This is a genomic window from Paenibacillus chitinolyticus, from assembly GCF_045038035.1.
GTDB classification, from domain to species: Bacteria; Bacillota; Bacilli; order Paenibacillales; family NBRC-103111; genus Paenibacillus_F; species Paenibacillus_F chitinolyticus_A.
Window position 1 is genome coordinate 2,344,670 of the sequence record NZ_CP173427.1, and the last position, 24,481, is coordinate 2,369,150.

The window sequence follows — 24,481 nt, forward strand, 5'->3', positions numbered from 1 at the left end:
AATATAGGGTAGGGGGGTATACTATAATTAATCGAATGAAAGAAGAGGGACTTTACTTATCTTATAAACGAAGATTTTCAGTGACGGAAAGAGGTGTTTCGAATGGCGGCAAACGTGAAAGCGGCCGGAGAAGAGGCAACGAAACAGGCAAACTTGCAAATAGCGGGAATGACCTGCGCGGCTTGTGCCAACCGGATCGAGAAAGGGCTGAATAAAGTCGACGGTGTGCAAACGGCTAATGTGAATTTCGCTCTGGAACGCGCGACCGTTACCTACGATCCTTCCCGGGTGAATACGGCTCAATTGGAAGAGAAAATCGGCAAGCTGGGGTACAGCACCGTGAAGGACTCCGTGGATTTTCAGCTGGAGGGAATGACGTGCGCAGCGTGCGCCAACCGGATTGAGAAAGGGCTTGCCAAAATGCCGGGCGTCGCGTCCGCAACCGTCAACTTTGCGCTTGAAACCGCGCATGTCGAGTACCAGGCGGGCGAGGTTACGCCTGCCGATATGCAGCACAAAGTGGAGAAGCTGGGCTACAAGGCTCTCCTCAAGCAGGAACAGGGAGACCCTGCGGTACACCGGCAGGAAGAGCTTAAGCGGCACAAGCGCAAGCTGATTCTCTCGGCTATTCTGTCCCTGCCGCTGCTCTGGTCGATGGTCAAACACTTTTCCTTTATGTCGTGGGTCTGGCTGCCCGACTTGTTTATGAACCCGTGGTTCCAGCTTGCGCTGGCCACCCCGGTACAGTTTTATATCGGACGCCAGTTCTATACGGGCGCTTACAAGGCCCTGCGCAACAAAAGCGCCAACATGGACGTGCTTGTGTCGCTCGGAACTTCCGCGGCTTATTTCTACAGCCTCTATTTGACCGTAGAGTGGGCGCGGCACGGCGGCAGCGATCACCACGGGCCGGAGATGTATTACGAAACGAGTGCCGTCCTGATCACGCTCGTTCTGCTCGGCAAATTATTCGAGTCGTTGGCCAAAGGCCGCACCTCGGAAGCGATCAAATCCCTGATGGGACTGCAGGCTAAAACCGCGCTTGTTATCCGGGACGGCAAAGAAGCGGCGGTGCCGGTCGAAGAAGTGATCGCGGGCGATATCGTCCTGGTCAAACCCGGCGAGAAAATACCGGTGGACGGAGAAGTGCTGGAAGGCAGCTCTTCGGTGGATGAGTCGATGCTGACCGGCGAGAGCCTGCCCGTCGGCAAAAAGGCCGGAGATCCCGTCATCGGAGCGACGCTCAACAAAAACGGCAGTCTGAGAATCCGGGCGACCAAAGTCGGCAAGGATACCGCTTTGGCCCAGATTATTAAAGTGGTCGAGGAAGCCCAAGGCTCCAAAGCGCCGATCCAGCGCGTGGCGGACGTCATATCCGGTATTTTCGTACCGATTGTCGTCGGTATTGCGCTCGCGGCCTTTGTGATCTGGTATTTCTGGGTAACGCCGGGCGATTTCGCGGGAGCGCTGGAAAAAGCGATCGCCATACTCGTCATTGCCTGCCCTTGCGCCCTCGGATTGGCGACACCGACGTCGATTATGGCGGGTTCCGGCCGTGCGGCGGAGCTGGGAATTCTTTTTAAAGGCGGAGAGCACCTGGAATCGACGCACCGAATCGATGCGATTATTCTGGACAAAACGGGAACCGTCACGAAAGGCAAACCCGAGCTTACGGATGTGTTGTCCGCTTCGATGGACGAGAGACGGTTCCTGGAGCTTCTGGGCGCCGCGGAGAAAAGTTCGGAGCATCCACTGGCGGAAGCGATCGTCAGCGGGATTGCGGCAAGAGGCGTCTCTGTTCCGGCTTCGTCCGAATTTGAAGCTATTCCCGGCTTCGGAATCCGTGCGGTCGTGGACGGACAGGAAGTCCTGGCGGGAACGCGCAAGCTGATGAGCCGCTATGAGGTGGAGGCGGGGCCTGCGGGCGAAACGATGGCACGGCTGGAGCAGGAAGGCAAAACGGCCATGCTCGTTGCGGTCGACCGCAGCTATGCCGGGCTCGTTGCGGTCGCCGATACCGTCAAGGAAACGTCGAAAGAGGCCGTTGCCCGTCTGAAGGGAATGGGCATCGAAGTCATCATGATTACCGGCGACAACGAGCGCACCGCTCAGGCGATCGCCCGCCAGGTCGGCATCGACCAGGTAAGGGCGGAGGTGCTTCCCGAAGGCAAAGCCGAGGAAGTGAAGAAGCTCCAAGCCCGGGGCAAGAAGGTGGCGATGGTCGGCGACGGCATCAACGATGCTCCGGCGCTGGCGCAGGCGGATATCGGTATGGCGATCGGCACCGGCACGGATGTCGCCATGGAGGCGGCGGACGTCACCCTGATGCGCGGCGATCTCAACTCGATCCCGGATGCGATCTATATGAGCCGCAGAACGATGGGCAACATCCGTCAGAACCTCTTTTGGGCGCTCGGCTACAACACGCTCGGCATTCCGGTCGCCGCACTGGGCCTGCTTGCCCCGTGGATCGCCGGAGCCGCCATGGCGCTCAGCTCGGTGTCCGTCGTACTGAATGCGCTGAGGCTGCAGCGGGTTAAATTGTAAGTCTCGCGGCTCCCGGTCCGGACGAAAGCACAGCTCTCGTGAGAACGGCTGTCCGCCCATCTACGGGCTGGCAAGGACCTGCTCATACGGGAGCCGGAATAAAAACACTTGTAAAGAGCTTTCCTGAAGTCTATGCGGCTTCGGGGAGCTCTTTCTTTTCTTTCCCGTCCATTCTGGTATCATAAGAGAACACGACGTCCGAACTAGGACGGACAAAAAAGAGATTTTTTTTGCCGGAAAGGAGTACCGGATGAGTTCTGCATTGACACGCAAAGCGATCCAGCTGTTATGCGGCCGGACCGCTTACGATAAAGGAGAGGCGCTAAACCGCTCCGGGAAAGTTGTTTTTACCTGCCATGATCCCGCCCTGCAGAGTGTGGAGGCGACCGTGGACGACCGCGAGAGCTACCTCGTAAAAGTGAGCGTGCTGTCCGGAGGCGGCATCAACGCGGAATGCACCTGCCCGTCGCTTCCTTCTTTCAGACAATCCTGCAAGCATACGGCGGCGGTGCTGCTCAAGCTGCTGGATTCAAGCCGGACGGACGAGGATTCCCGTGGCGCGGCTCTGCTTGAACGTTCGTCCGAAGGCCGGAGCGAAAGCGCAGCGGCGCCTTCCGGATTACCGGAGCCCGGCCGGGCGGGGGGAGCCCCCCTTTATGACACCGAATTGACCAGCAGCATGCTGGGGCTTTTCGGAGGAAGCCGGCGGCCGGGGAGCACCCGGTTTACGCGGGACGAGAGGGAACTGCTGGATCTGGAAATCGTGATCCGGCCTTTCGCCTACGGGTTTCGTAAAGTCATGTTCGCGGCCGAACTGAAAATCGGGCCGAAAAGAATGTATATCGTACAAAAAATAAGAGATTTTCTGGAGCGGCTCGACCGCAGGGAAGCGTACGAATTTTCCAGAGTGTTCACGTATGAGCCGAATCTTCACGGTTTCCGGCAGGAACATGATGACGTTCTGCGGCAGCTTATCAAGATTTACCAGAACGAGAGCTTGTACAGGGAAACCGGGTATTCGTCCGCATCCTCCGCGAAGGCATTTCCGGGAGGCGAGCGGATGCTGCCCATTCCGCCGTTTTCGTGGACGTCCCTGCTGCCGCTGCTGATTCAAGCACCGGGTGTCAAGCTGGAACTTGCGGACGGCGTTTACGACGGCATAAGGATGTCGGAAGAGCCGCTGCCGCTCCGGTTCGATTTTGACCGGTCGGAAACGGACGGCTACCGGATGGACGTAGAGGGCCTGGACCGCATTACGGTGATGGAAACGTACGGAATCGTCCTGCACAAAGGCGAACTGCTGGAGCTTCCGGCTCACCACTGCAAGCGGCTGGCGGAGCTGAAGCGCCTGATGGAGACGGCTCACCGGAACCGCCTGGCCATTACGCCGGGGCAGATGGAGCCGTTCATGGAGAAAGTGGTTCCCGGACTGATGAAGCTCGGGCAGGTCCGGATCGCTCCCTCCGTATCGGACCGGATTTACCAGACGCCGCTCAAGGCGAAGCTGTACCTGGACCGGGTCAGGGACCGGCTGCTGGCGGGTCTGGAATTCCACTACGGCAGTGTGGTCCTGAATCCGCTGGAGGAAGCCGGCCGGCAGCGCGGGACCGACTATATTGTGATGCGGGACACCGAGAAAGAGGAAACCATCATCCGCCTCATGGAGCAGAACTCGTTCGCCAAGACGGAAGGCGGCTATTTCTGGGACGACGAGGAAGCGGAGTACGATTTCCTGTATCATACGGTCCCCTTGCTCGAGAGGATGCTGGATATATATGCGACCTCCGCCGTAAAAGAAAGACTGTATACCGGCTTTCCGCCCCAGATTACGGTAGAAGTGGACGAGCGCACCGACTGGCTCGAGTTCAAATTCGAGCTGCTCGGTCTGCCGGAAGCGGAGATCCGGAATCTGATCCGGTCCATGCAGATCAAAAGAAAGTATCACCGGCTGCCGAACGGCTCCCTAGTTCCTCTGGAAAGCGCCGAGTTCCAGGAGATTATCGCACTGATGAACGAGGCCGGAGCGGGAAAAGGCGACATGACGGATACGGGGTTCCGGCTGCCGGTTAACCGCGGATTGCATTTGACGGACGCGCGGGAAAGAGGCAGCTCCGTTAAACTCGGCAAGTCGTTCCGGCGTCTGCTGGAAAATATGCGGAATCCGGACAACCTGGATTTCCCGGTGCCGGAGCGTCTCTCTCCCATACTGAGGGATTACCAGAAATTCGGTTACCAATGGATGAAAACGCTGGCTCATTACCATTTCGGCGGAATTCTGGCGGACGATATGGGGCTTGGCAAAACGATTCAGAGCATTGCCTTTCTTGTGTCGGTGCTGCCGGATATCCGGAAAAAGAAGCTGCCCGCGCTCATCGTTTCCCCGGCTTCGCTGGTATACAACTGGCTCCACGAACTCAAAAAATTCGCGCCGGAAATCCGAGCGGTTATCGCCGACGGGACGAAAACGGAGCGCAGCCGGGCACTGCGCAAAGGCTCGAAGGCGGACGTCGTTCTTACTTCGTACCCGCTGCTGAGGAGGGACACGGATCTTTACGCGAAAGAATCGTTTCATACGCTGATCCTCGACGAGGCGCAGATGTTCAAAAACTATACGACCCAGACCGCCCGGTCCGTCAAACAAATAAAGGCGGCCTACCGCTTCGCCCTGACCGGCACGCCGGTAGAAAACAAGCTCGAAGAACTGTGGTCGATCTTCGACGCCGTCTTTCCCGGGCTGTTTCCCGCCCGGCAGGCGTTTAACGAGCTGTCTCGGGAGGCGGTGGCCCGGAGAGCGAGACCGTTTCTGCTGCGCAGGCTCAAAACCGATGTGCTCAAGGAGCTGCCGGATAAAATCGAAACCGTGCAGGCGTCGGAGCTTCTGCCGGAGCAGAAGAAGCTGTATACCGCTTTTCTGGCGAAGCTCCGGCATGAGACGCTCAAGCATCTCCATGAAGAAAGCTTCCAGCAGAACCGCATCCGTATTCTCGCCGGCTTGACCCGGCTCCGCCAGATTTGCTGCCATCCCGCTTTGTTCGTGGACGGTTACGAGGGAAGCTCGGCCAAGTTCGAGCAGCTGCTGGAGATCGTGGAGGAATGCCGCAGCGCGGGCAAACGCATGCTGATTTTCTCGCAGTTCACCGAAATGCTCGGCCTCATTTCCCGGGAGCTCGGCTACGAAGGGGTGCCGCATTTTTACCTCGACGGCAAAACGAAGGGAAGCGAGCGAGTAGAGCTTTGCAGCCGTTTTAACGAAGGAGAGAAAGAAGTTTTCCTCATCTCGCTGAAAGCGGGGGGAACCGGACTTAATCTGACGGGTGCGGACACGGTTATTTTGTATGATTTGTGGTGGAATCCGGCTGTCGAGCAGCAGGCTGCGGACCGGGCTTACCGGATGGGCCAGAAGAAAGTGGTGCAGGTGATCCGCCTGGTCAGCCAGGGTACGGTTGAGGAGAAAATGTTCCAGCTTCAGCAGAAAAAGCGCACGTTGATCGAGGAAGTAATCCGTCCGGGGGAAGAATCGGTGTCCACGATGACGGAACAGGAGATCCGCGACATTTTGATGCTGGATGAGAAAATGGAAATAGGCTTAAGCGGGGATTGACCCTCACGTAACGTGATACTGTAAAGTTCATAACGAGGTGATGTTGTGGCGTATAAGGTGAAGGAAGTGGCGGATCTGGTGGGCGTGAGCGTACGCACGCTTCATCATTACGACGAAATCGGCCTGCTTGTACCCGACTCGGTCAACGCCGCCGGCTACCGGCTGTATACGGACCGGAATCTGGAACGCCTTCAGCAGATTTTGTTTTTCAAAGAAATCGGCTTTGCCCTTCAGGAGATTAAGGCTTTGCTGGAGAGTCCCGATTTTGACCGTAAACGTGCGTTAATCGGACACAAGGAGCTGCTTCTCCGCAAGAAGAAGCGGCTGGAAGACATCATCGAAACCGTGGACAGAACGATTGCTTCTGTCGAGGGAGGTATTCCGATGAGAAAAGAAGAGTTATTCGAAAGCTTCGACCGCACCCCGCTGGAAGAGCATAAGAAAAAGTATGCCGCCGAAGCGCGCGAAAAGTACGGAAGCGAAACGATGGACGCCGTGGAGAAACGCGCCGGCTCTTATACGAAAGAACAGTGGGCGGATATTATGGGGCAGTCCGAACGGATTTATGCCAAGGCGGCCGCCGCAATGGAGGCAGGCCCGTCAAGCCGGAAGGCGCAGGAAGCGGCAGCCGAACTCCGGCAGTGGATTTCGGGCCATTTTTACGACTGTACGCCGGAAATTTTCCGGGGACTCGGCGACTTGTACGTCGCCGATGAACGCTTTACGGCCAACATCGACCGGCACGGGGCCGGACTCTCCGCTTTCCTGAAGGAAGCGATGCATATTTATTGCGACCGGCTGGAGGGGGCGGGGGAAGAACGCGCAAACCGTTAAAAAAATCAAAGAGATCCGGGCCCGGCGGGGTTCCGGGTCTATTTTTTTGCCGGGATTCCGGGAGGAAACATGGAAAATACGGGGGGCGCTCAGGCGCGGACCTTATTCTCGATTCCATCGCCGGCCGTGTGTCGGAGAAGAGCCTCGAATGCCTCGCGCCGTACGGGCGGCTCGTCCAATTCGGCAATTCCGGAGGAGCGGCCGGAACGTTCAAGACGGCGGACCTCCACGCGAGCTGCCGTTCGGTTCTCGGCTTCAGCCTGGGTACGACCCGCAGCAAGCGGCCGCATTTGCTCAAGGAGCCTGCCGAGCGGGTGTTCCGGTTCTTGGCCGAAGGCAAGCTAAACATCGCGATCGGCCGCAGATTTCCGCTTGAGGAAGCGGCAGCCGCTCACGCGTGGGTCGAAAGCAGGCAGAGCACAGGCAAAGTGCTGCTCGATGTTTGGGCGCCCCGCTAACGGCCAAATAGCCTCCGTCTGTCCCGGAAGGGGAGACGGAGGCTATTTGAGATGCGGCGCTTCGTTCGCCTGCCGACAGGCGACCAAACCGCCGGTAAAACCGGCGTCCGTGGAACCGCGATGCCGGCCCCAATCGCATGGCCCTGCTTGCCCCGGCTCATGCCCGGTGCATCGTCGTCTTCTTCTGAACCCGGCCGTTAGGCCGGTGTTCACAGGCGCGAAGCTTCCCGCCCGAATCGGGGGGGAAGCTTCGCGCCCGAATCGGGGGGCGCCCGTTATTCTGCCGAGGGCTCGGAACCTTCCGTGATCCAGACGGTTTTCTCCTGCACGGGGTTTCTTTTGCCGGCCTGCGGTGCAATCTGCGGGTAACCCACGTACACGAGGGCGACCATCTCGTCTTTCTCCCGCAAACCGAAAGCCGCTTTCATCCGGGGATGGTACATGGGCTCCCCGGACCGCCAGATGGCGGCAAGCCCCAGCCCGTGCGCCGCCAGCAGCATGTTCTGCACCGCGGAATGGGCGGCGGCGAACTCCTCCATCCGGTTCACGGCCGGGTCCTCGGAGGGAGAGACGGCTACGCCGATGATGACCGGTGCGCGGTACGCCTTGCTGCCCTGCTTGGCCCGCAGCTCCTCCAGCGCTTCGCCGGAAGCGCCGGAGCCTTCGGCCGCGACATCGGCGTAGGCTTCGGCCAGGACGCCGCGTCCGGCTCCCGTCATGACGAAGAAGCGCCACGGTTCGGTGCAGCGGTGGCTCGGCGCCCAGTTGGCCGCTTCCAGCAGCTCCTCGATGGTTTCGCGCGGAATCGGCTCGTCTTTCACTCTTCCGATGGATCTCCGGCCGCTGATAGCGTCGGTCAGGTTCATATCCGTAGGCATGGCTGCCACCTTCCTTTTCCATTGATAAATATTCTCAATGATTCAAGCATAGGCGGGGACGACCGAGATGTCAACCGGGGGTTATTTTGGCCTCACCCGTCGCATCTCGGCCGATGGCTACGGGGAATGCAATCGGGCCGTGGATGCCGTTGCGAGCCAGGCAGACCCATGCAGCCGACCGATGTCGTGTCGCGACGCCGCACCGCCTGCCGGAAGCGCCGCACGGTGTGGAAAGAAGACTCCGCGCCGGGACTGTTTCCCGAATAGTTTTATTCCGGGCCAGGAAAACTATAAAGAAAGCTTTTACAAGCGAAGGGAGAATAAAGAGATGAGTGACAAGCATCCTAAAGGCCGCGTGGAATTCAGACAGCCGCCGGTTAAATTGACGGCCGATCTTCCCGGCGATCCCGAAATGCGCGAGCACCTGGACGAAATGAGAGCAAACGACGGGTACCCGGGGTCCTGCGGGATTGTAAATCCGTCTGAAGGACAAGGGGAATAATCCGCTTCCGTTCCTGTCCAAGAAGCTCTGTCGCTAAGAACTATGACCGCCTGCGGTCATGGTTTTTCTTTTTATACGCAGGGGTAAGGATGTTTAGCTATGAGGAATGTCCGGCAATTCACGCATCTGCTCCGGCGGACGGATAAAGCAATCTTCAGCGGTTTACGGAACGGGTTTCGCAAGGCTGCATCTTCTTGACGTGCCGGGTCGGCTTGCTCGTGTATAATAGAGAAAAGTTCGGAGCGAAATCGGAGGAACGGCATGGACTATAAAATTCTTGTTGCAGATGATGAGCAGACGATTACGAGTGCAATCGCATACGGCCTTAAACGGGAAGGGTTTGTCGTGGAAACGGCCGCGGACGGGGAAGAGGCTCTGCGCAAAACGGAATCGTTCCGGCCTCATGTACTGGTCATGGACGTCATGATGCCCCGGCTGACGGGTTTTGAAGTGTGCAGAAAGCTGGAAAACCGCAAAAACCTCGGCATTCTGCTTCTTACGGTAAAAAACGATATTGTGGATAAAATTCTCGGACTCGAATTGGGCGCAGACGATTATATGACGAAGCCGTTCGACTTAAGGGAGCTGATTGCCCGCGTAAGAGCCTTGTGCAGACGGCTGGATAAAAGCGGCAACGGTGAAGAACCCGCCGTTTTGACGATCGGTGAACTGAGCCTGCATCCCGAACAGAGGCTTGTGAGTTTGAGAGGGACAGCGCTGACTCTTACTCCCAAAGAATTCGATCTGCTTGCCCTGCTGCTCTCGAATTTAAAAAGGGCTTTCTCGCGCGAAGAATTGCTGGATCTCGTATGGGGAATGGAATACGCCGGTGGAACGCGGACCGTCGATATCCACGTGCAAAGGCTGAGAACCAAGCTCGGCGAACCGTACCAGCACGTGCTCCAGACCGTCTACGGAGTCGGGTATAAAGCCATCGGGGAAGTACCATGCGGATAACCTTAAAATGGAAGTTTGCGCTGTTTATCGCCGCGCTGCTTCTTTTTGCCGTCGGCGTGCTCAGCGCGCTCGTATTGAACGGCGTACACAGGTATCAGAAAGAAGAGATGGAGAAGACGCTGAACCGGCAGGCCGAAATCGCGAACAACCGGATCGGACAGCAGTATGTGACGGGGACGCGCTTCGATCCTCTAACATTCATGCAGCTGCAGGGGCAAAATCTGGCCGTCGAAATCGGAACGGCTAGCGGCATGAGGTTCCTGCTCTACGATATGACGGGCGCCAGAACAGGGGATTCGCTTCCGATGGGGGAATCCCCGGACGTGAGCGGCGTGATTTCCCATGCCCTGAACAATAAGCTCGTCTACCGGGTCCTGGGGGATACGGAGGATTATTTGGCGCCGGCGCAAGGTCCCGAAGGACAGATCGGCGTCCTGCATTTTCAGGTATCGCTGGCGGCCCAGAACGCGTTTTACCGGAATTTGCAAAATTCCTTTCTGATAGCGGGCAGCGGCGTCCTGCTGTTCAGTTTTGTCCTCGGTCTCCTGTATATGAACCGTCAGGCAAAGGCGATCCGGCGTCTGAAAGAAGCGGCCGACGACATCAGGGTCGGGGATTTTATCGACGCTCCGCCCTTCCGGCGCCAAGACGAGCTGGGCTCGCTCAGCGACGGCATTTATGAAATGAGCCGCGCCATACAGGGCAGTTTGCGGACGCAGCAGCATTTTATCAACAACATCAGCCATGAGCTGAAAACGCCGCTGACCTCCATCCGGGCCTACACGGACCTGCTTCATATGTACGAGGACGATCCCGGATTGGTCCGGGAGGCGCGGGACGTGATCGACAAGGAAGCGGCGCGGCTCTACGAACTGGTGGAGAAAGTGCTGAAGCTGGCGGCGCTGGAAAAGTATGAATTCGAGCAGCAGCCGGAGAAAATCCGGATCGACTCGCTTTTGGAGGATCTTGTCTCCCGGATGAGAGGGAAAGCGGAGAAGTTCGGCGTGACCATTTCTCACGCACTCGTTCCCGCGGAACTGTGGGCGGACAGGGAAAGCCTGATTCAGATTTTTCTCAATCTGCTGGACAATGCGATTAAGTACAACGTCGAGAACGGGACCGTTCTGGTCCGCAGCCGGATTATGGAGGAAGGCGGAGTTGAGGTCGAATTCACCGATACCGGACTCGGCATACCGGAGGACCGCAGAGAACGGATTTTTGAGCCTTTTTACACGGTGAATAAGGACCGGGCCAGGAAGTCGGGAGGCAGCGGCCTAGGACTGTCGCTCGTCAGGCAGCTTGTAAATAAGCAGCACGGGCAAATCCGGGTGGAACATCCCGTTACAGGCGGGGTTTCTTTTATCGTGACTTTTCCGGCAGGGGACCGATGAAAAGTTTTGCCGAAACATTTACAAGTTCGAAACAAGTTGAAATCTTGCGGAAAACTTTGAGGGTTATATTCTAGGAAGAGCTTGAAAGGAGGACATCATTCTGAAGCTCGGTAGAATCGGTAAGCGGCTGGCCGTATGGGCGGGAATGATGTTCCTGCTTGCAGCCGCCCCGGGATGCGACCGTTCGCCTTCTCCGTCGGTAACCGTTGTGGATCCGCCGGCCGCCGGGACCGGCGAGAACATCGTGCTGGCGGGAATTCAGCGCCTGGAGCAGTTCTATGGGATGGGCTGGAGCCCGCAGGGCGAACTTATCGGCATCTCGGGTGCTTCTCTGGTCGGGGCTCCCCTGGAGTTCCGGAATCTTGCGGGAGACAAGATCCGCGATACGGGGATAAAGGGAGCGACAGGGGCGCAGATGGCGCCGGACGGGAAGAATGCCTGGGTGTATCACCGGTATGAGGGAGCCGCGGATTTGTACAATCTGGAAACCGGCCGGATTATACGCACCGGGGCGCAAACCCGGGAGTTCCTGGGGGCGTGGATAGATAACAAGTCGTATCTGGCTGTGCTCACGGAGCCGCAAGGACGGCTCGTCCAATTCGGAACCGACGGCGAAATGACGCGCGTCGAACACGAGAACGTGGAGTCCGGTATCGTTAAAGCCGCATTAAAAGCCGGGAGGCTGTATGTTCTGAGCGGCGAACGGGAGCTGACCGTCACGGAAACGAATGGGAGCGGCGCCCGGATATGGACCCGGGGCGGCGTGTCCGACTTCGCGCTGTCTCCGGACGGGAAGCAGATCGCCCTGGTCAGCGCGGCCGGACCCGATCAAAGCGCGCTCGTATTGGCCGATGCCGTGCGAGGCGGCAGGGAGAAGACGGCAGCGAGGGGGCGTCTCCTTCAGCAGCCGTCGTGGTCCCCGGACGGAAGCCGGATCGCCTTCTCCGTATTCAGTCCCGATCAAGGGATGACGGGACTTTACGTAATGGACGCGGACTCGGGCCGGATGATTCCCGTCTCGTATAAGCCTAATTTAAAAAGCGTCATTGACTGGAGTCCTTCGGGTACTTCCTTCATGGTCAGCGAAGTTCTGTCCGGCGACATCGCGGACAACATGTTCACGACCATCTATCAATTAAAATAAGCAATCGGAAACGGAAAGAGTGAAGAGAGATTGAAAGCGAACCTAGTCAAACAAGCGGGGGTCTGCGCCCTGCTGGCCGCATTCCTGCTCGCCGGCTGCGGAGCCCCGGAGCAGAATGTTCAAGTCAAAGAGCCATCCCGGCCGGACTCCGTCCGGACGGCTTCACCGAGCCCGGGAGCGGCTGCAAGCGGCAATGTCCTCGACAAGCTCCGGCTGAAAATCTCCCAGGCCAAAGAAGCCAGGGAGGTCACGGCCTTCCTCGACGAGAATATGCCCAAAGCCGATAAAGCGACGGCCGATCAGATGTTTATCGAGCTGCAGAAGTTTTACGACACACATCTGCCCGGTTTGAACGCCAGTTTTACCGAAATGATGGGCCAGCCCGGAACGGCGGACAAAATGAGGGAAATCGGCTATCCCGCGGATTTCAACAAGGTCGTGAACGACGATACGCTGAAGCAGTGGCTGAAAAACCAGGCGGCCGCCAAGCTCCAGCTGTCGGATAAAGAGGGCAGTTATTTCTGGAAAGTCGATTATGACGCGCTGAACAAGACGTATTCACCGTATGTATCGGACGATCTGAAGGCGTATCTGGCCATCCAGTCGCTTGAAACCGAGACGCCTTTCCGTTCCGACGCCAGCCTGAAAATCTCGCGCGACGAGCTTGGGGAACGTACCTTGGCGGCGGAGAAGGCTCTGATCGCCTACCCGAAGGGGCAAAAAGCGGAAGAAATCAAAGCTCTCTACAGCGACTATTTGCACGAATATATTCATGGCTACCGCTATGAAGCGATCGAAGAACCGGGCATGAAGCTCATTCCGCTCGTGAAGCAGAGCTACGAGAAACTCGTCAAAAACAACCCGGATACGAAGACGGCCGGCATCGTGAAAGAATATTTGACGGTCATCAACGCGAACAAGGATGTTATTTATACCCCCGGGAAGAAAGGCGAAAGCGTCATCGGAGACCCCAAACCCGGCATCGAAACTTTCTGGAAGGGGCTTGACGCCCGTATCGCCGCCGCATTTCCGGATGTGAAAACCGCTAATTAAAGAAATAAAAGGATGGGATGAAGGATGAAACAGATAAAAAAATGGACAACCGCACTGACAGCCGGAGGCGTTCTGCTTCTGTCCCTGAACTCGACCACGCAGGCTCACTGGTTGTTTAAAGATATCGATCGTGTGGCCTGGGCTCAGGACAGCATTATCCATGCGTACCAGATGAATGTCATCGACGGCATCGCCGATCAGGAATTCGCCCCGCAGAGCCAGGTTACCTGGGCACAGTTCATTAAAATGGCCGTGATGACCGACAACCCGGCCTTTACGGCAGGCGGCGCAGGAAGCGGCAGCTGGTGGCAGCCGTACTTTGCGGAAGCGCAGCAGACGAAAGGCTTTATTGACGGCAGCGTGAAGAAAGAGAACATGAATAAGCCGATCTCCAGGCTTGAGCTCGCCCGAATCGTCAGCCGCATGATCGACCCGTCGCTCCGCTCAAAGCCGGTTGATGATAAAACGGCCGCGGACGTCAGCCGGAAGAACGGAATCCTGCAAGGCAGAACCGATACCGACCTGGCGCTGGACCCGTATTTAACCCGGGCCGAGGCCGCCGTCATTATCGACCGTCTCTTCGAGAAGAACGGCAGCTACGGCCAACGCCACGATATGCTGCTGGTTAAAGCGGAGAACGGCAAGTTCATCCTGAACGGATTGGCGGTAGGCCAGGCGGCGGATGAAGTTCACGCGCTGCTCGGCAAGCCGTTCGCAACCGGCCAGGACGAAGCGGACGGCAATCCGCAGGAAATTTATAAAAATTTCGTTGTCACTTATTACGAGGGTAAAGCAAGCCGGATCACGTTTAAAGCAGCAGACGATGACCTTCTGAAAGCCAAAAAAGATTTAAGCGGAGCGGCCGTCTTCCGGAATGCGGACACGAGTTTCTATTATTTCCCGGCGTCCGGCGAGCTTCTGACGGCAACGGACAGCACCGTTTATGTGCGCAAGGACAACAAGAATTTTCCTTCATACGTCCAGGGAGGCGAGCTTAAAGCGGTGAACGAAGCGGCCAAAGCTTATCAGCAGCAGGTCCAATAAGTACATGAAAGAAGCCGAGCCGCGTTCTTCGCGGCTTTTTTCGCAACTCCCGGAACACGGGTTTATAATCGTAAAGGGGTTGCTTGATGCAGGTTTATCCCCTGCCAATGTACAATCTACATCGTTTCTACATATTGTGCCGATAAAGTAAAATAGGGCCCGACCCGGCCCTAATCCGGGAATGCCAAGTAAAGGGGGAATCTGCCCTGAAAACGATTCTGGTCGTGGATGACGAAGACAAAATCAGGGAAGTCATCGTGTCTTATCTGCAAAAAGAAGGCTTTCGTACCGCCGAAGCGGGCAGCGGACAAGAAGCGCTGCAAACGGTCCGGCAAGGCGGCGTCGATCTGCTCGTTCTGGATCTGATGCTACCCGATATGGACGGAGAACAGGTTTGCAGGGAAATCCGGCGGTCCGATGCGGTACCGGTTCTCATGCTCACGGCCAAAGCTTCCAAGACGAATCAGATTCACGGTCTGTCGCTCGGAGCCGACGATTACTTGACGAAGCCGTTCGATCCGAGGGAGCTTGTGGCACGCGTGAGAGCTATTCTGCGGCGTTCGGACGACAGCCAGCTGCTGGCGGACCGCGTTTCTTTTCGGAACGGGCATATGGAGATCGACTCGTTGAGGCAGGTTGTTTTTTGCCAAGGGGAGGCGGTCAGTCTGACGCCTATCGAATACAAACTTCTGATAGCGCTTGCGCGTTATCCCAAAAGAAGCTTTACGAGGGACGAGCTCGTCGATAAAATTATGGGTTTCGCCTACGACGGGGACGTGAGGACCATCGATCAGCATGTGAAGAACATCCGGCAGAAAATCGAAAAGGATCCGAAAAATCCCGTCTATATCCAGACGGTTTACGGAGCGGGATACCGTTTCTCCGGTGAGCTCAAGTGAAGAAGAAGCTGCATGTCCGGCTTGCTGTCATGATCGTCGCGATGGCTACGGGAATTCTGATCATCTCGACGGCGACCATTCTGATCAGCACGCATTATCATATCACGATGTACATGAATCAGGCGGACGGTGCGATGCACGATATGCCCCGGCTCAATACGCATCTGGAACAGGCCATCATGCAATCGGTGCTCTGGACGTTCCTGGGTTCGATCGTGCTGGCCGCCTGCATGGGCTTCTTCGTAGCGAAGCGGGTGTCGGCTCCCCTCGTGGAAATGAAGGCCGTGGCCGAGAAAATGACCCGAGGCCAGCTGGACAGCCGTACCGCGGTGGGCGGAGACGACGAGCTGGCGGAGCTCGGGCGGTCGATCAACGAGCTGGCGGAGCAGCTGCAAAGGCTGGAGAAAATCCGCGTTACGATGACCGAGGATATCGCCCATGAGCTCCGCACGCCTCTGGCGACTTTGAAAAGCCACATGAGGGCGCTGGAGGACGGTATCTGGGAGCCGACACCGGAGCGCATCCATTCGTGTTACGAAGAGATCGTCCGCCTGGCCGATCTCATTAAGGAGCTGGAAGAGCTCAACGAACTGGACTCGCCGGTATTCCGGCTCACCCGGACGAAGGTGCCTCTGGACACCGTGATGGAGAAGGTGAAGGCATTTATGTCCGCCGCCTTCCTGGAAAAACGGATCCGCTTCACCGTCGACGCCCCCCGGAACGTGTACCTCGATGCCGACCCCGACCGTCTCACGCAAATTCTGGTCAATTTGCTCAGCAACGCCTTGACCTATACGCCTCCTGACGGGGAAGTGGCGCTCAAAGGCAGGCGTGCGGGAGACAAGGTGCTCATCACCGTCAAAGATACGGGCCCGGGTATACGGGAAAGCGATCTGCCGTACATTTTCGAGCGCTTTTACCGCGGCGACAAGTCGCGCAACCGCAGGTCCGGAGGCAGCGGGCTGGGACTTGCCATCGTCAGCAAGCTGGTGCAGGCGCACGGAGGCCGGATTTCCGCGGCCAATGAAGGGGGTGCGGTTTTCCTAGTCACCCTTTCCGCAGCACAGCCGCCCCTTGCGGCACTAAAGACGCAGATTTTGCGGGAGCCGGATTTCGGAGACGAGTAACGGTTTAAAAAATAAAAATAAACGTTTGAGGGAGCTTCGCCTACACAGGTTCTTCATAATTGATGGGTACACTGATCAATAGAACCCATGAGAATTTTTGTGAAGGAGGCATCCGTCAAATGAAAAAATGGATAGGTGTCGGGATGATAACCTTGACCGCATCGCTGGCTCTTACGGGCTGCTGGAACGATCCGTCCCAAAATACAGCCGGCGGAGCGGCGGCGACTCAGCCTGTTACGGCGGCGGGCGGCGGGGAAGCCGATTCGAAGGCACCCTGGATCGCGTCCAAGAACACGACGCGCATCAATTCGAGCGATCCTTACGAGGCGGCGGTGCTCACCTCGCGTTCGCTGTGGATGGCCACCAGCGACGACAACCGCCCGGGAGGCGTCGTGCTCGTCAATCCCGAGGAGTGGCAGACCGCCCTCGCGAGTGCCGATCTGATTCATCATCCGAATAACGGACCGGTTCTTTTCGTTAACAAGGACGGTATTCCGGATGTAACCGTGCGGGAACTGAAACGTCTGAAACCGGCCGGAGTCGAATCCAACCGGGGCGTGCAGGCCATTCTCGTCGGGAATTTAGACCCTAAAGTGGAAAAACAGGCCAAGGAATTGGGCCTGAAAACGGACAAGATCCCGGCGGACAATCCCGCCGCGGCGGCAAAAGCGATCGATGCTTATTACGCGAAGGTAGCGAAAGAGAACCCGCCTTCCGTTATCGTAGGTTCCAGCGAGAACAAGGAATACACGATGCCGGCCGTCAATTGGATCTCCCATATGCCGGAGCCTCTGCTCTACGTGAGCAAGGATAAGGTTCCCCAAGAGACGATTGACGCTTTAAAAACGCGGGACGGCAAGGCGAACATCTACCTGCTCGGCCCGGACTCCGTCATTTCCGGAGCTGTCGAGAAACAGCTCGGCGAATACGGCAAAGTCGTGCGGATAGCGGGACAAAACCCCGTCGAGAACAGCATCGCGTTCGCCAAGTACAAGGACCCGACAACGGGATTCGGCTGGGGAATCACGACACCGGGCCATAACTTCTCGCTGATCGGCAAGGAGAATCCGGATCTGGCCCTGGCTGCCGCCCCGTTCTCGCATCTCGGCAAGCACGCTCCTCTCATCTGGACGGAGAAGGACAAGCTGCCGGATTCCGTCATGGCGTACCTGATGTCCGTGCAGCCGAAGTACGACAAGTCTCCCGTGGAAGGCCCGTTCAACCACGCGTGGCTTACGGGAGACGAGCGTTCGATTTCGGCTGCGGGCCAGGGCGAGATCGACTCGATGCTCGAAATCGTCTCCAAGTCAGGCGCAGGCCACGGCGGCCACGGCGGCATGTCCGGTATGCCGGCCGCCGGTGACCAATCAGGGACAGTCGGCGGCGATGCGGGTAAAAATTCCGGCGCCGGCGGCGCAGCCGGAGCGGGCTCCGGTTCCGGTTCCGGGAAGACCGACATGCCGGGCATGTCTCATGCGGGCCATTAACGGAAGTCGTCCGCCCGCATCAAACGAGAAAGAGAACGCCGGCGGCGTTCTCTTTGTTTTAACAGCGAAACGACAAGAACGACCTGACGGGTAAACGTCGCCTTGCGTAGGAGATCGACAAGTTCCGTGACGGACACTACGTGCGCGTACATTTCAACGCGGAACCTGCAGTTGCAGCAGAACTTGATTGCATCAAATCGAGGCCAGCCCGTTTTTACGGGTTGGCCTTTCTTCCGGCCGTTCTTGCGCTTCCGGCGGCTGTACTACTCCACAACACCCGTGCGGAGCAGCTCCATGTTCAAATGGACATCGACGGACATGGAGGACATTTTGTCATGCCAACCGCTTTTAGTCAGCTTGCCTCCACGTAGCGACTGGCGGTAGATCTCCCCGAAGCCGACGGGGTCTGTTTTTAATTCCGTCATTTTCGCGAGCACGCTTTCCATTTTCTTCGTGAATTCGTCGGTTACAAGCTTCTCTATCGTGCGCGTTACTTCGGATTCGGTTAAATTGATTCCGGCGGAAATCTCCTCCAGAACGAATTTCAGCTTCATGTTCAGCTCGTAAGCGGGTTTTTCGCGGTCCGTCAGGCGGATTCCCTGCTTGGTATCGACGATCCGGACTACCGTATGAATGTGCTCCCGCCGGTCCGCGTTATTTTCGCTCAAGTAAGGCTCCAGCTTATTCTTGTCGAGCTTAAGTTCGAAGGTGCTGGTCTTGAACCGGTTGCGGATCAGCTTCAGATAAGCGGCGTCGCTGTCGGACAGCATACCGACAAGTTTGTCGGATTGGAACAGGGCGGCCTTCTCGGACGCGATCGTTTCCCCTTTGCGGACAAAAACGGGAAGAACGGGATCTTTGCCGACGGAATAATAATCTCGCAGAAATTCGTGAAGCGTAGGTGAAATAATTTGTCCTTCCAGCACATTCTGCTTGATCGTGTCGTACAAATACGTTCCGATATTACTGATGCTCCGGTACGGATACTGGAGAAGATCGGCGCTTTTCTCGGTGCTGATGCCCAGATATATTTTTGTGCCGATGGAAGGATCGCGGATCAGGGAATCGACGAGATCGATCAGCCCGTCGCGGGCGATCGCTTCCTCGTACAAGACGACGCGCAGTTGGCCCAGCATCAGCTTTTTGGAGGATTTGCGGTTCTGGTCCTCCCGCAGCTTTTTGGTCGTGTAAGCCTGGTTGGCCAGAATCGTAGCCCGGTGACCGGATTCTTTATCCAGGGTATACATGACGGATGTGCCGCTGAGGAGACTGCCGGAGCCTTTGTCGTAACCCAGCGCCACCACAAGACCGATTCTTTCGAAGACCCGCCTCTCCACACATCCAGTCGCAGCCAGAACCGTCACAAGGCCCAGTACGCAAAGCAGCCGAATGTTCACCCGGAGCCACACCCGTTTCGGGGCGGTGAGACCTGTCTTCTGAAGAGCAGGATCAAGCTGAGCAGGAGCGGATACGCAAAAGCCATGTAAATGCTTACTTGCCCGGCTATCGCATTCATCTGCCTAATTTCAAGTCTGCTGCTTAGGAGCGTACAAATTACAAACAAAACGACGACGACGAGGTAAACGGACGCTTTTTCCTTCAGCGGACTTATTTTCGGAATCCCGCGGGAGGCCGACCATACATACAGCATCACGTTCGGCAGAATCCCGATGAGATAGAGCGAAACCGTAATGTATTCGACGCGCTCGATAAAGGGAAATTCCACGATTTTCAGCAGGGTCAGAGTCGGCCAAATGGTGTGGATAAGCTGTCCTCCGCTGAAATAGACAAGTGCCGTAAGCACAAAAATGAGGTAGGTGAGCGTAGTAAACATAAGAGCGAAATGCGTATATTTCTGCGCTTTATTTTTATCTCGTACAAAAGGAAAAACAAACATCAGCAGTTCAAAACCGACAACCGAGAAGGACATTTCTTCCGTTCCTTTCAGAAAATCCCCGGGAGAGTGATTCATAACGGGAAGCAGAAATCCCCAATCCGCGTATTGGAGGGGATAGTAGAACAGCAGAATTTCGGAAGTTACGATCAGAACGCTTACTAATCCGATTCCGGTTATTACTTTGATGCCGCCGAGCACCCCGTACAAGGTCAGGGCAAGAACCATAAGGGCGAGGAACCAGGGGGACAGGTCGGGGAAAATCCACGTCTGGACTATTTCCGCATAATTGCGGAGAATCGTCAGAGCGATGAGCATCAGGTAAGTCACATAAAGAAAGGTCATTACGCCGCCCAGCCATTTGCCGAAGGCATCTTTATGAATGCCGTAGAGATCCTTGTCCGGATATTTTTTCAGAAATGAGAACATGGCGACGACGACAAGATGGCAGAGCAGTCCGGCGAACAGAACGGGAATCCACGAATCCTGCCCCACCATCTTGTAAATTTTCCGTTGGAAGCTGGCCCCTCCCACACCTACCTGCGCAGTCGTAATGATAAAGAAAAGCAGATGGGCTCGCAGCGATTGGTGGGGAGATTCCGGATAGCTGTTCATGTCAGTCACCTAGTTTTCTTCTTGGAATTGTTCGAACAAATCTATATTTTGCCGGTTATCCGGAGTCTCGGCGGCGTCCCCTTTCTTTTTCCGGGCTTGAAAAGAGAAGCTTTTGACGATATTGTCCATAAATTTGCCGTAAGGCCGTCTGATAAACAATTCGGTAAATTCGGACATGTCAAACGGATAAAAAGGCTTCAAGTACGGTGTGCCGAGCGATGTGAGCCTAAAAAGATGGATGAGCAAAAAAGCAATGCCGATGACAATTCCGACTCCGCCCCAGAATCCGGCGATCAGGATCATGGGGAAGCGGAGAATCCGGATGGCCGATCCCATCATAAATCCCGGGGAGGTGAAGGAGGCCAGCGCGCCGAGCGCGACAATCATGATGAGCAGGTTGCTGGTGAAGCCGGCCTGTACGGCGGCTTGCCCGATAACGATACCGCCCACGATGCCCATCGTCTGTCCGACTTTGGTCGGCAGTCTCGCGCCCGCTTCCCGCAGAAGCTCAATGATGAATTCAAGCAGCAGGGCCTCGAATAAAGGCGGGAAAGGAACCTTCGCCCTGGAGCTGGAAAGAGGGTCGAGCAGGGCTGACGGGATCATTTCGTAATGAAACGTGAGCGCGGCCACATAAAGGGGAGTCAGCAGCATGGAGAAGAAGACGGCCAGCATCCTCAATATGAACACGAAAGCGGACATCTGCCAGTGTACGTAGCGGTCTTCTTCGGCTTTGAAAAAGTCGATGAACGTGGAAGGACCGATCATGACACGGGAGCTGCCTCCGACGAGTACGATCACTTTGCCTTCGAGCAGCGAACCGACGGTCCGGTCGGGTCTTTCCGTCAAGAAATACATGGGAAAAATGCTGTCGGGATTGTCTTCGAGCAGCTTGGAGATCATACCGCTGTCCAGAATGCCGTCCGTCTTGAGATTGGACAGGCGTTTGCGGACCATTGCGGCATACGCGTTATTGTTGAGTCCTTCCATGTAGCACATGATCGTTCGGGTTTTGGTCTGACTTCCGATAATGAACGATTCGGTTTTGAGCAGCGGATCGTTCAGTATGCTGCGGATCAGGGCCATATTCTGATCGAGCGATTCCGCGAAGCTGACCTGTGGCCCGAAAATCTGGCTTTCGTTCTCGGCCGCAGTCAGATTCCTTCCGGGAATCTGGTCGGCCTGAAGGATAACCCCGCTTTCATAAAACGACGGATGAACGTAAATCCAGCCTGCGAGCAGCAGGAAAGGGATTTCGCCCCATTCTTCGATTTTTTTGCCCCCGCCCACGGGCAGGTACGAAAGAAGCTCATCCGGACCGAGACCCCCGCCGAGCTCCAGCAGCGGATGAAGAATGTCGCGGTGCAGAATATCTTTGTTAATCAGCTGGTCGAGATAAAACAGCTCGTAAGACTCTCCGGGTATCCCGATGATTTTGCTTTGGATCTGATTCGTACCCTGGGAACAGTACGCTTTGAAATCATCATAGCTGCGGATGGTAAAATCAGGCATTAGGCCGACACGTCCTCCCTTGCGGGCTTGGTCCGCTTAGTATGACCGGAATCGGCTCTCTTTACTTACATTTCCCGGGAAGAAAGGAAAATAGGCAGGCGGAAATCGTTGTTGCGGGACGATAACCCTCCGGCATGTGATATATGGTTAAAAGCGGAAGACTAGACTTCGACGACGGAGGGGAAATTCATGGAGCCGAAACCGGCAAAAAGCTGCTGCGGGGGGAGCCGCGGGCAACGTGTGGAGTGGTGATCGGACTGGTTCGGTGCGGCCTTATTACGCATGCGGCCCCGCCGACAACCCGCAGGGGCCCATGCTTGACGCCGGGCCTTATTGTGTCCGTAAGCAGGACCGGAAAGGCTGGAATACAGCCTGCGAACCTGCTATAATGTGGGAACCGAGGTGATGAGTGATGGGGAAAAAGAACAGACCCGCCCCTGGGCCGCGTGCCGCCGATTCGGATAAGCCCGCAACGCTTAAGGACCTGCTTAACCCGCAGGTTATCGAGAAGTTGAAGGCTCAATCCGATCAGATGAAGGCGGACGAAGCGAAGCGCCGCGAGGAAGAGCAGCGGAAAGCGGCGGAGGCCCGCAAGGCCGAGCAGAAACGGCTGGACAACAATTTCGAACATTTGCTGGCCAACAGCGAGATGGATTGGCGCAAATACAAATAAGCAAGCACACAGGCAGTCTGCTCCGGCAGGCTGTTTTGGATTTTACGGGCCGATCGCTCCCGCTCATTCGGGAAGGAGCGCAGTTGCCCGTCAAGCGGATTTCATCATATAATTATGTAAGCATATACAAATGCGGAAGGAGCTTAAAAGATGGAACAACTCCAAAGCTTGGCCGATACGTTTAAGCTCATGGGAGACAAAACCCGGCTGACGATTCTTGCCCTTCTGCGGGAACGGGAGCTCTGCGTCTGCGATCTGGTGGACGTGACGGGAATGTCCCAGCCGAGCATTTCCCAGCACCTTCGGAAGATGAAGGATGCGGGACTGGTGAGCGAGACGAGAAAGGGACAGTGGATCTACTATTCGCTGGCGGCTGATCAGAAGGACCGGACTCTGGAGCTGCTCCGTCAAGTTCCTTCGATGAGACACAAAATCGCTGAAATAGAAGAGAAAACGGACGGAAACGGACGCTGCTGCTGAGCCCCGTCAAAAGTCCTGCCTTCCCAAGTAACGGCGGGGGAACGATCCGCTACGCTTCATCCCGTAATGGCACGGCCCGGAATAAATTCCGGGCTTTTTTTACTGTTGACACTGACATCCATGTGAGGGTTTATAATAGCCTCAGGAACGAATAAAGGCAGAAAGGAGTTTGCCGGAATGAAAATCGGAGAACTTTCCGCCCGTACCGGAGTCAGTATCCGCTCCCTCCGCTATTATGAGGAACAGGGGCTGCTTTCGCCGGTCCGCGGGGACAACGGATACCGGGAATATGCTTCATTCGCCGTAGAACAGGTGCGGACGATCCAGCTGTACCTCGGGCTCGGCCTCAATACCGAGCAAATTTCCGGATTTCTTCACTGCGTGCTGATGAACAATGAAGCCTTCTGTTCCGAAGTGCTTCCGGTTTATAAGCAAAAGCTTTCGGAAATCGAAGAGCAGATCGGGGTGCTGCAGAGCATCAAATCGAATCTGGAAGAAAGAATCCATTATATTTTAAACAATGAAACCAAGGAGGAGAAATTTCAATGAGCCTGACAACCGTCAACGATGCAACGTACATGGACCATATTTCCGACGGAGGCGTGACCGTTATCGATTTTACCGCTGTGTGGTGCCCGCCTTGCAAAACGCTTCTTCCTATTCTGGAAGAACTGAGTAACGAGTATGCCGGCAAAGTGAATATGCTGAAAGTCGATTGCGACGACTCGCCGGAAGCGGCTTCGGCTTTCGGCGTCATGTCGATGCCTACCGTGCTTGTCCTGCACCGGGGCGAGCCGGTGGAGAAGCTTGTCGGCCTGCGGCCCAAATCCGTCTACCAATCGGTTTTATCCCGTTATATCGGCTGAGGCCCCTGCTTCGCCGGTCCGGAGAATGAAAACGAAAGATTTCGTTCAACTTATACAGAATCGGGGTAAAAGAAGAGAGAGCCTCATTACGAGAAGGAGGGTTACCCATGGCTAACGAGCTCCAGCCCGTCACGGACTGGTTACATTCCAACACGAACAAGGCAATCCGGATCGCCAAAGAAGAACAGGAAGACATCGACCGGGTCGATCTTCAATTGAGCCAGTTTGAATACCGGGAGTATCAGCCCGATGCTCCGGACGACTATACGAACGGCAGCGCTTTGCTTCTTTACGGGGAAGGAACGGTCCTTAATAACGGCAGCGAAGAAGCTCTTCCTCAAGAAACCTTTGTTATCCCGCTCGAAGGCCTCTCCGTGGCGGATTTAAGCGAAGACAGCGTTGTGCTGAAAACGGAACGCGCCATTTATTCGCTGACTCTCCGGTAAGCAGCCGCATGCCAAGTGCATGCGGACGATCGCAGTCCCTTTTCGGGGGCTGCTTTTTTTTGCCCGTGGCCTT

General features: G+C 56.2%; 21 protein-coding genes and 1 pseudogene. 18 read left to right on the forward strand and 4 right to left on the reverse strand.

Annotated features, from left to right (window positions below; all coding sequences use genetic code 11):
* Positions 1–102 precede the first annotated feature (102 nt).
* From ACI48J_RS10810 to ACI48J_RS10825, 4 genes and pseudogenes are all read left to right on the forward strand, one after another.
* Complete coding sequence (locus ACI48J_RS10810; protein ID WP_405082730.1) at positions 103–2,547, forward strand: heavy metal translocating P-type ATPase; 2,445 nt, start codon at positions 103–105, stop codon at positions 2,545–2,547.
* A 250-nt stretch (positions 2,548–2,797) separates the two neighbouring features.
* Positions 2,798–6,148 carry a DEAD/DEAH box helicase gene (locus tag ACI48J_RS10815; protein ID WP_405082731.1) on the forward strand — a complete coding sequence of 1,117 codons (3,351 nt, stop codon included), beginning with the start codon at positions 2,798–2,800 and terminating at the stop codon, positions 6,146–6,148.
* Between the two features lie 45 nt (positions 6,149–6,193).
* Positions 6,194–6,982: a MerR family transcriptional regulator gene (locus tag ACI48J_RS10820; protein WP_405082732.1), complete on the forward strand. Its 789-nt coding sequence runs from the start codon at positions 6,194–6,196 to the stop codon at positions 6,980–6,982.
* A gap of 92 nt (positions 6,983–7,074) precedes the next feature.
* A pseudogene (locus ACI48J_RS10825) lies at positions 7,075–7,440 on the forward strand (zinc-binding dehydrogenase); the annotation flags it as partial.
* 275 nt (positions 7,441–7,715) lie between these two features.
* Here the strand turns inward: ACI48J_RS10825 and ACI48J_RS10830 are convergent.
* Positions 7,716–8,318: a nitroreductase gene (locus tag ACI48J_RS10830; RefSeq protein WP_326053039.1), complete on the reverse strand. Its 603-nt coding sequence runs from the start codon at positions 8,316–8,318 to the stop codon at positions 7,716–7,718.
* Between the two features lie 328 nt (positions 8,319–8,646).
* On the opposite strand from ACI48J_RS10830, the gene ACI48J_RS10835 reads away from it, so the two are divergent.
* The 9 genes from ACI48J_RS10835 to ACI48J_RS10875 all read left to right on the forward strand — a co-directional run bounded on the left by ACI48J_RS10835 (position 8,647) and on the right by ACI48J_RS10875 (position 17,922).
* Positions 8,647–8,820, forward strand: a complete 174-nt coding sequence (locus ACI48J_RS10835; RefSeq protein ID WP_405082733.1) for a hypothetical protein — start codon at positions 8,647–8,649, stop codon at positions 8,818–8,820.
* 261 nt (positions 8,821–9,081) lie between these two features.
* On the forward strand, positions 9,082–9,777 hold the full coding sequence (locus ACI48J_RS10840; RefSeq protein WP_405082734.1) for a response regulator transcription factor: 696 nt from the start codon (positions 9,082–9,084) through the stop codon (positions 9,775–9,777).
* Positions 9,768–11,168 (forward strand): sensor histidine kinase, encoded by a 1,401-nt coding sequence (locus ACI48J_RS10845; RefSeq protein WP_405082735.1) that lies wholly within the window; start codon positions 9,768–9,770, stop codon positions 11,166–11,168. Before ACI48J_RS10840 ends, ACI48J_RS10845 begins: the two co-directional genes overlap by 10 nt.
* A 145-nt stretch (positions 11,169–11,313) precedes the next feature.
* Positions 11,314–12,312, forward strand: coding sequence for a TolB family protein (locus tag ACI48J_RS10850; RefSeq protein ID WP_405082736.1), 999 nt, complete (start codon positions 11,314–11,316; stop codon positions 12,310–12,312).
* A gap of 30 nt (positions 12,313–12,342) precedes the next feature.
* Positions 12,343–13,365 (forward strand): hypothetical protein, encoded by a 1,023-nt coding sequence (locus ACI48J_RS10855; RefSeq protein WP_405082737.1) that lies wholly within the window; start codon positions 12,343–12,345, stop codon positions 13,363–13,365.
* 24 nt (positions 13,366–13,389) lie between these two features.
* Positions 13,390–14,409, forward strand: a complete 1,020-nt coding sequence (locus ACI48J_RS10860; protein WP_405082738.1) for an S-layer homology domain-containing protein — start codon at positions 13,390–13,392, stop codon at positions 14,407–14,409.
* A gap of 206 nt (positions 14,410–14,615) precedes the next feature.
* A complete protein-coding gene (locus tag ACI48J_RS10865; protein ID WP_405083205.1) occupies positions 14,616–15,308 on the forward strand; it encodes a response regulator in 693 nt (230 codons plus the stop codon).
* Positions 15,305–16,435 carry a sensor histidine kinase gene (locus tag ACI48J_RS10870; RefSeq protein WP_405082739.1) on the forward strand — a complete coding sequence of 377 codons (1,131 nt, stop codon included), beginning with the start codon at positions 15,305–15,307 and terminating at the stop codon, positions 16,433–16,435. The genes ACI48J_RS10865 and ACI48J_RS10870 overlap by 4 nt, the downstream gene beginning before the upstream one ends.
* Before the next feature lie 119 nt (positions 16,436–16,554).
* Entirely contained in the window at positions 16,555–17,922 is a 1,368-nt protein-coding gene (locus ACI48J_RS10875; protein ID WP_405082740.1) for a cell wall-binding repeat-containing protein, read from the forward strand.
* A gap of 263 nt (positions 17,923–18,185) precedes the next feature.
* Here the strand turns inward: ACI48J_RS10875 and ACI48J_RS10880 are convergent, their stop codons facing one another.
* From ACI48J_RS10880 to ACI48J_RS10890, 3 genes are read right to left on the reverse strand one after another with little or no spacing between them, the layout of a single operon-like run.
* A complete protein-coding gene (locus ACI48J_RS10880; protein ID WP_405082741.1) occupies positions 18,186–19,319 on the reverse strand; it encodes a Ger(x)C family spore germination protein in 1,134 nt (377 codons plus the stop codon).
* Positions 19,316–20,431: a GerAB/ArcD/ProY family transporter gene (locus tag ACI48J_RS10885; RefSeq protein WP_405082742.1), complete on the reverse strand. Its 1,116-nt coding sequence runs from the start codon at positions 20,429–20,431 to the stop codon at positions 19,316–19,318. The genes ACI48J_RS10880 and ACI48J_RS10885 overlap by 4 nt, the downstream gene beginning before the upstream one ends.
* 9 nt (positions 20,432–20,440) lie before the next feature.
* Complete coding sequence (locus ACI48J_RS10890) at positions 20,441–21,943, reverse strand: spore germination protein (protein ID WP_405082743.1); 1,503 nt, start codon at positions 21,941–21,943, stop codon at positions 20,441–20,443.
* A 412-nt stretch (positions 21,944–22,355) separates the two neighbouring features.
* Between ACI48J_RS10890 and ACI48J_RS10895 the strand changes: the two genes are divergently transcribed.
* From ACI48J_RS10895 to ACI48J_RS10915, 5 genes are all read left to right on the forward strand, one after another.
* Entirely contained in the window at positions 22,356–22,616 is a 261-nt protein-coding gene (locus ACI48J_RS10895) for a YqkE family protein (protein WP_405082744.1), read from the forward strand.
* Between the two features lie 150 nt (positions 22,617–22,766).
* Positions 22,767–23,096: an ArsR/SmtB family transcription factor gene (locus ACI48J_RS10900; protein ID WP_405082745.1), complete on the forward strand. Its 330-nt coding sequence runs from the start codon at positions 22,767–22,769 to the stop codon at positions 23,094–23,096.
* Between the two features lie 177 nt (positions 23,097–23,273).
* On the forward strand, positions 23,274–23,645 hold the full coding sequence (locus ACI48J_RS10905) for a MerR family transcriptional regulator (protein WP_405082746.1): 372 nt from the start codon (positions 23,274–23,276) through the stop codon (positions 23,643–23,645).
* A complete protein-coding gene (locus ACI48J_RS10910) occupies positions 23,642–23,962 on the forward strand; it encodes a thioredoxin family protein (protein ID WP_405082747.1) in 321 nt (106 codons plus the stop codon). The genes ACI48J_RS10905 and ACI48J_RS10910 overlap by 4 nt, the downstream gene beginning before the upstream one ends.
* Before the next feature lie 107 nt (positions 23,963–24,069).
* The gene (locus ACI48J_RS10915; protein WP_326053065.1) at positions 24,070–24,408 is read left to right on the forward strand and encodes a hypothetical protein; all 339 of its coding nucleotides are present in this window, start codon (positions 24,070–24,072) and stop codon (positions 24,406–24,408) included.
* The last annotated feature ends 73 nt before the right edge of the window (positions 24,409–24,481 follow it).

What these genes read in the sequence shown, in the direction of transcription:
- ACI48J_RS10915 (WP_326053065.1), top strand. Translation starts at nt 24,070, where the DNA reads ATGGCTAACGAGCTCCAGCCCGTCACGGACTGGTTACATTCCAACACG.
- ACI48J_RS10830 (WP_326053039.1), bottom strand. Translation starts at nt 8,318, where the DNA reads ATGCCTACGGATATGAACCTGACCGACGCTATCAGCGGCCGGAGATCC.
- ACI48J_RS10815 (WP_405082731.1), top strand. Translation starts at nt 2,798, where the DNA reads ATGAGTTCTGCATTGACACGCAAAGCGATCCAGCTGTTATGCGGCCGG.
- ACI48J_RS10845 (WP_405082735.1), top strand. Translation starts at nt 9,768, where the DNA reads ATGCGGATAACCTTAAAATGGAAGTTTGCGCTGTTTATCGCCGCGCTG.
- ACI48J_RS10885 (WP_405082742.1), bottom strand. Translation starts at nt 20,431, where the DNA reads ATGAACAGCTATCCGGAATCTCCCCACCAATCGCTGCGAGCCCATCTG.
- ACI48J_RS10910 (WP_405082747.1), top strand. Translation starts at nt 23,642, where the DNA reads ATGAGCCTGACAACCGTCAACGATGCAACGTACATGGACCATATTTCC.
- ACI48J_RS10810 (WP_405082730.1), top strand. Translation starts at nt 103, where the DNA reads ATGGCGGCAAACGTGAAAGCGGCCGGAGAAGAGGCAACGAAACAGGCA.
- ACI48J_RS10860 (WP_405082738.1), top strand. Translation starts at nt 13,390, where the DNA reads ATGAAACAGATAAAAAAATGGACAACCGCACTGACAGCCGGAGGCGTT.
- ACI48J_RS10875 (WP_405082740.1), top strand. Translation starts at nt 16,555, where the DNA reads ATGAAAAAATGGATAGGTGTCGGGATGATAACCTTGACCGCATCGCTG.
- ACI48J_RS10895 (WP_405082744.1), top strand. Translation starts at nt 22,356, where the DNA reads ATGGGGAAAAAGAACAGACCCGCCCCTGGGCCGCGTGCCGCCGATTCG.
- ACI48J_RS10890 (WP_405082743.1), bottom strand. Translation starts at nt 21,943, where the DNA reads ATGCCTGATTTTACCATCCGCAGCTATGATGATTTCAAAGCGTACTGT.
- ACI48J_RS10850 (WP_405082736.1), top strand. Translation starts at nt 11,314, where the DNA reads ATGATGTTCCTGCTTGCAGCCGCCCCGGGATGCGACCGTTCGCCTTCT.
- ACI48J_RS10835 (WP_405082733.1), top strand. Translation starts at nt 8,647, where the DNA reads ATGAGTGACAAGCATCCTAAAGGCCGCGTGGAATTCAGACAGCCGCCG.
- ACI48J_RS10905 (WP_405082746.1), top strand. Translation starts at nt 23,274, where the DNA reads ATGAAAATCGGAGAACTTTCCGCCCGTACCGGAGTCAGTATCCGCTCC.
- ACI48J_RS10900 (WP_405082745.1), top strand. Translation starts at nt 22,767, where the DNA reads ATGGAACAACTCCAAAGCTTGGCCGATACGTTTAAGCTCATGGGAGAC.
- ACI48J_RS10840 (WP_405082734.1), top strand. Translation starts at nt 9,082, where the DNA reads ATGGACTATAAAATTCTTGTTGCAGATGATGAGCAGACGATTACGAGT.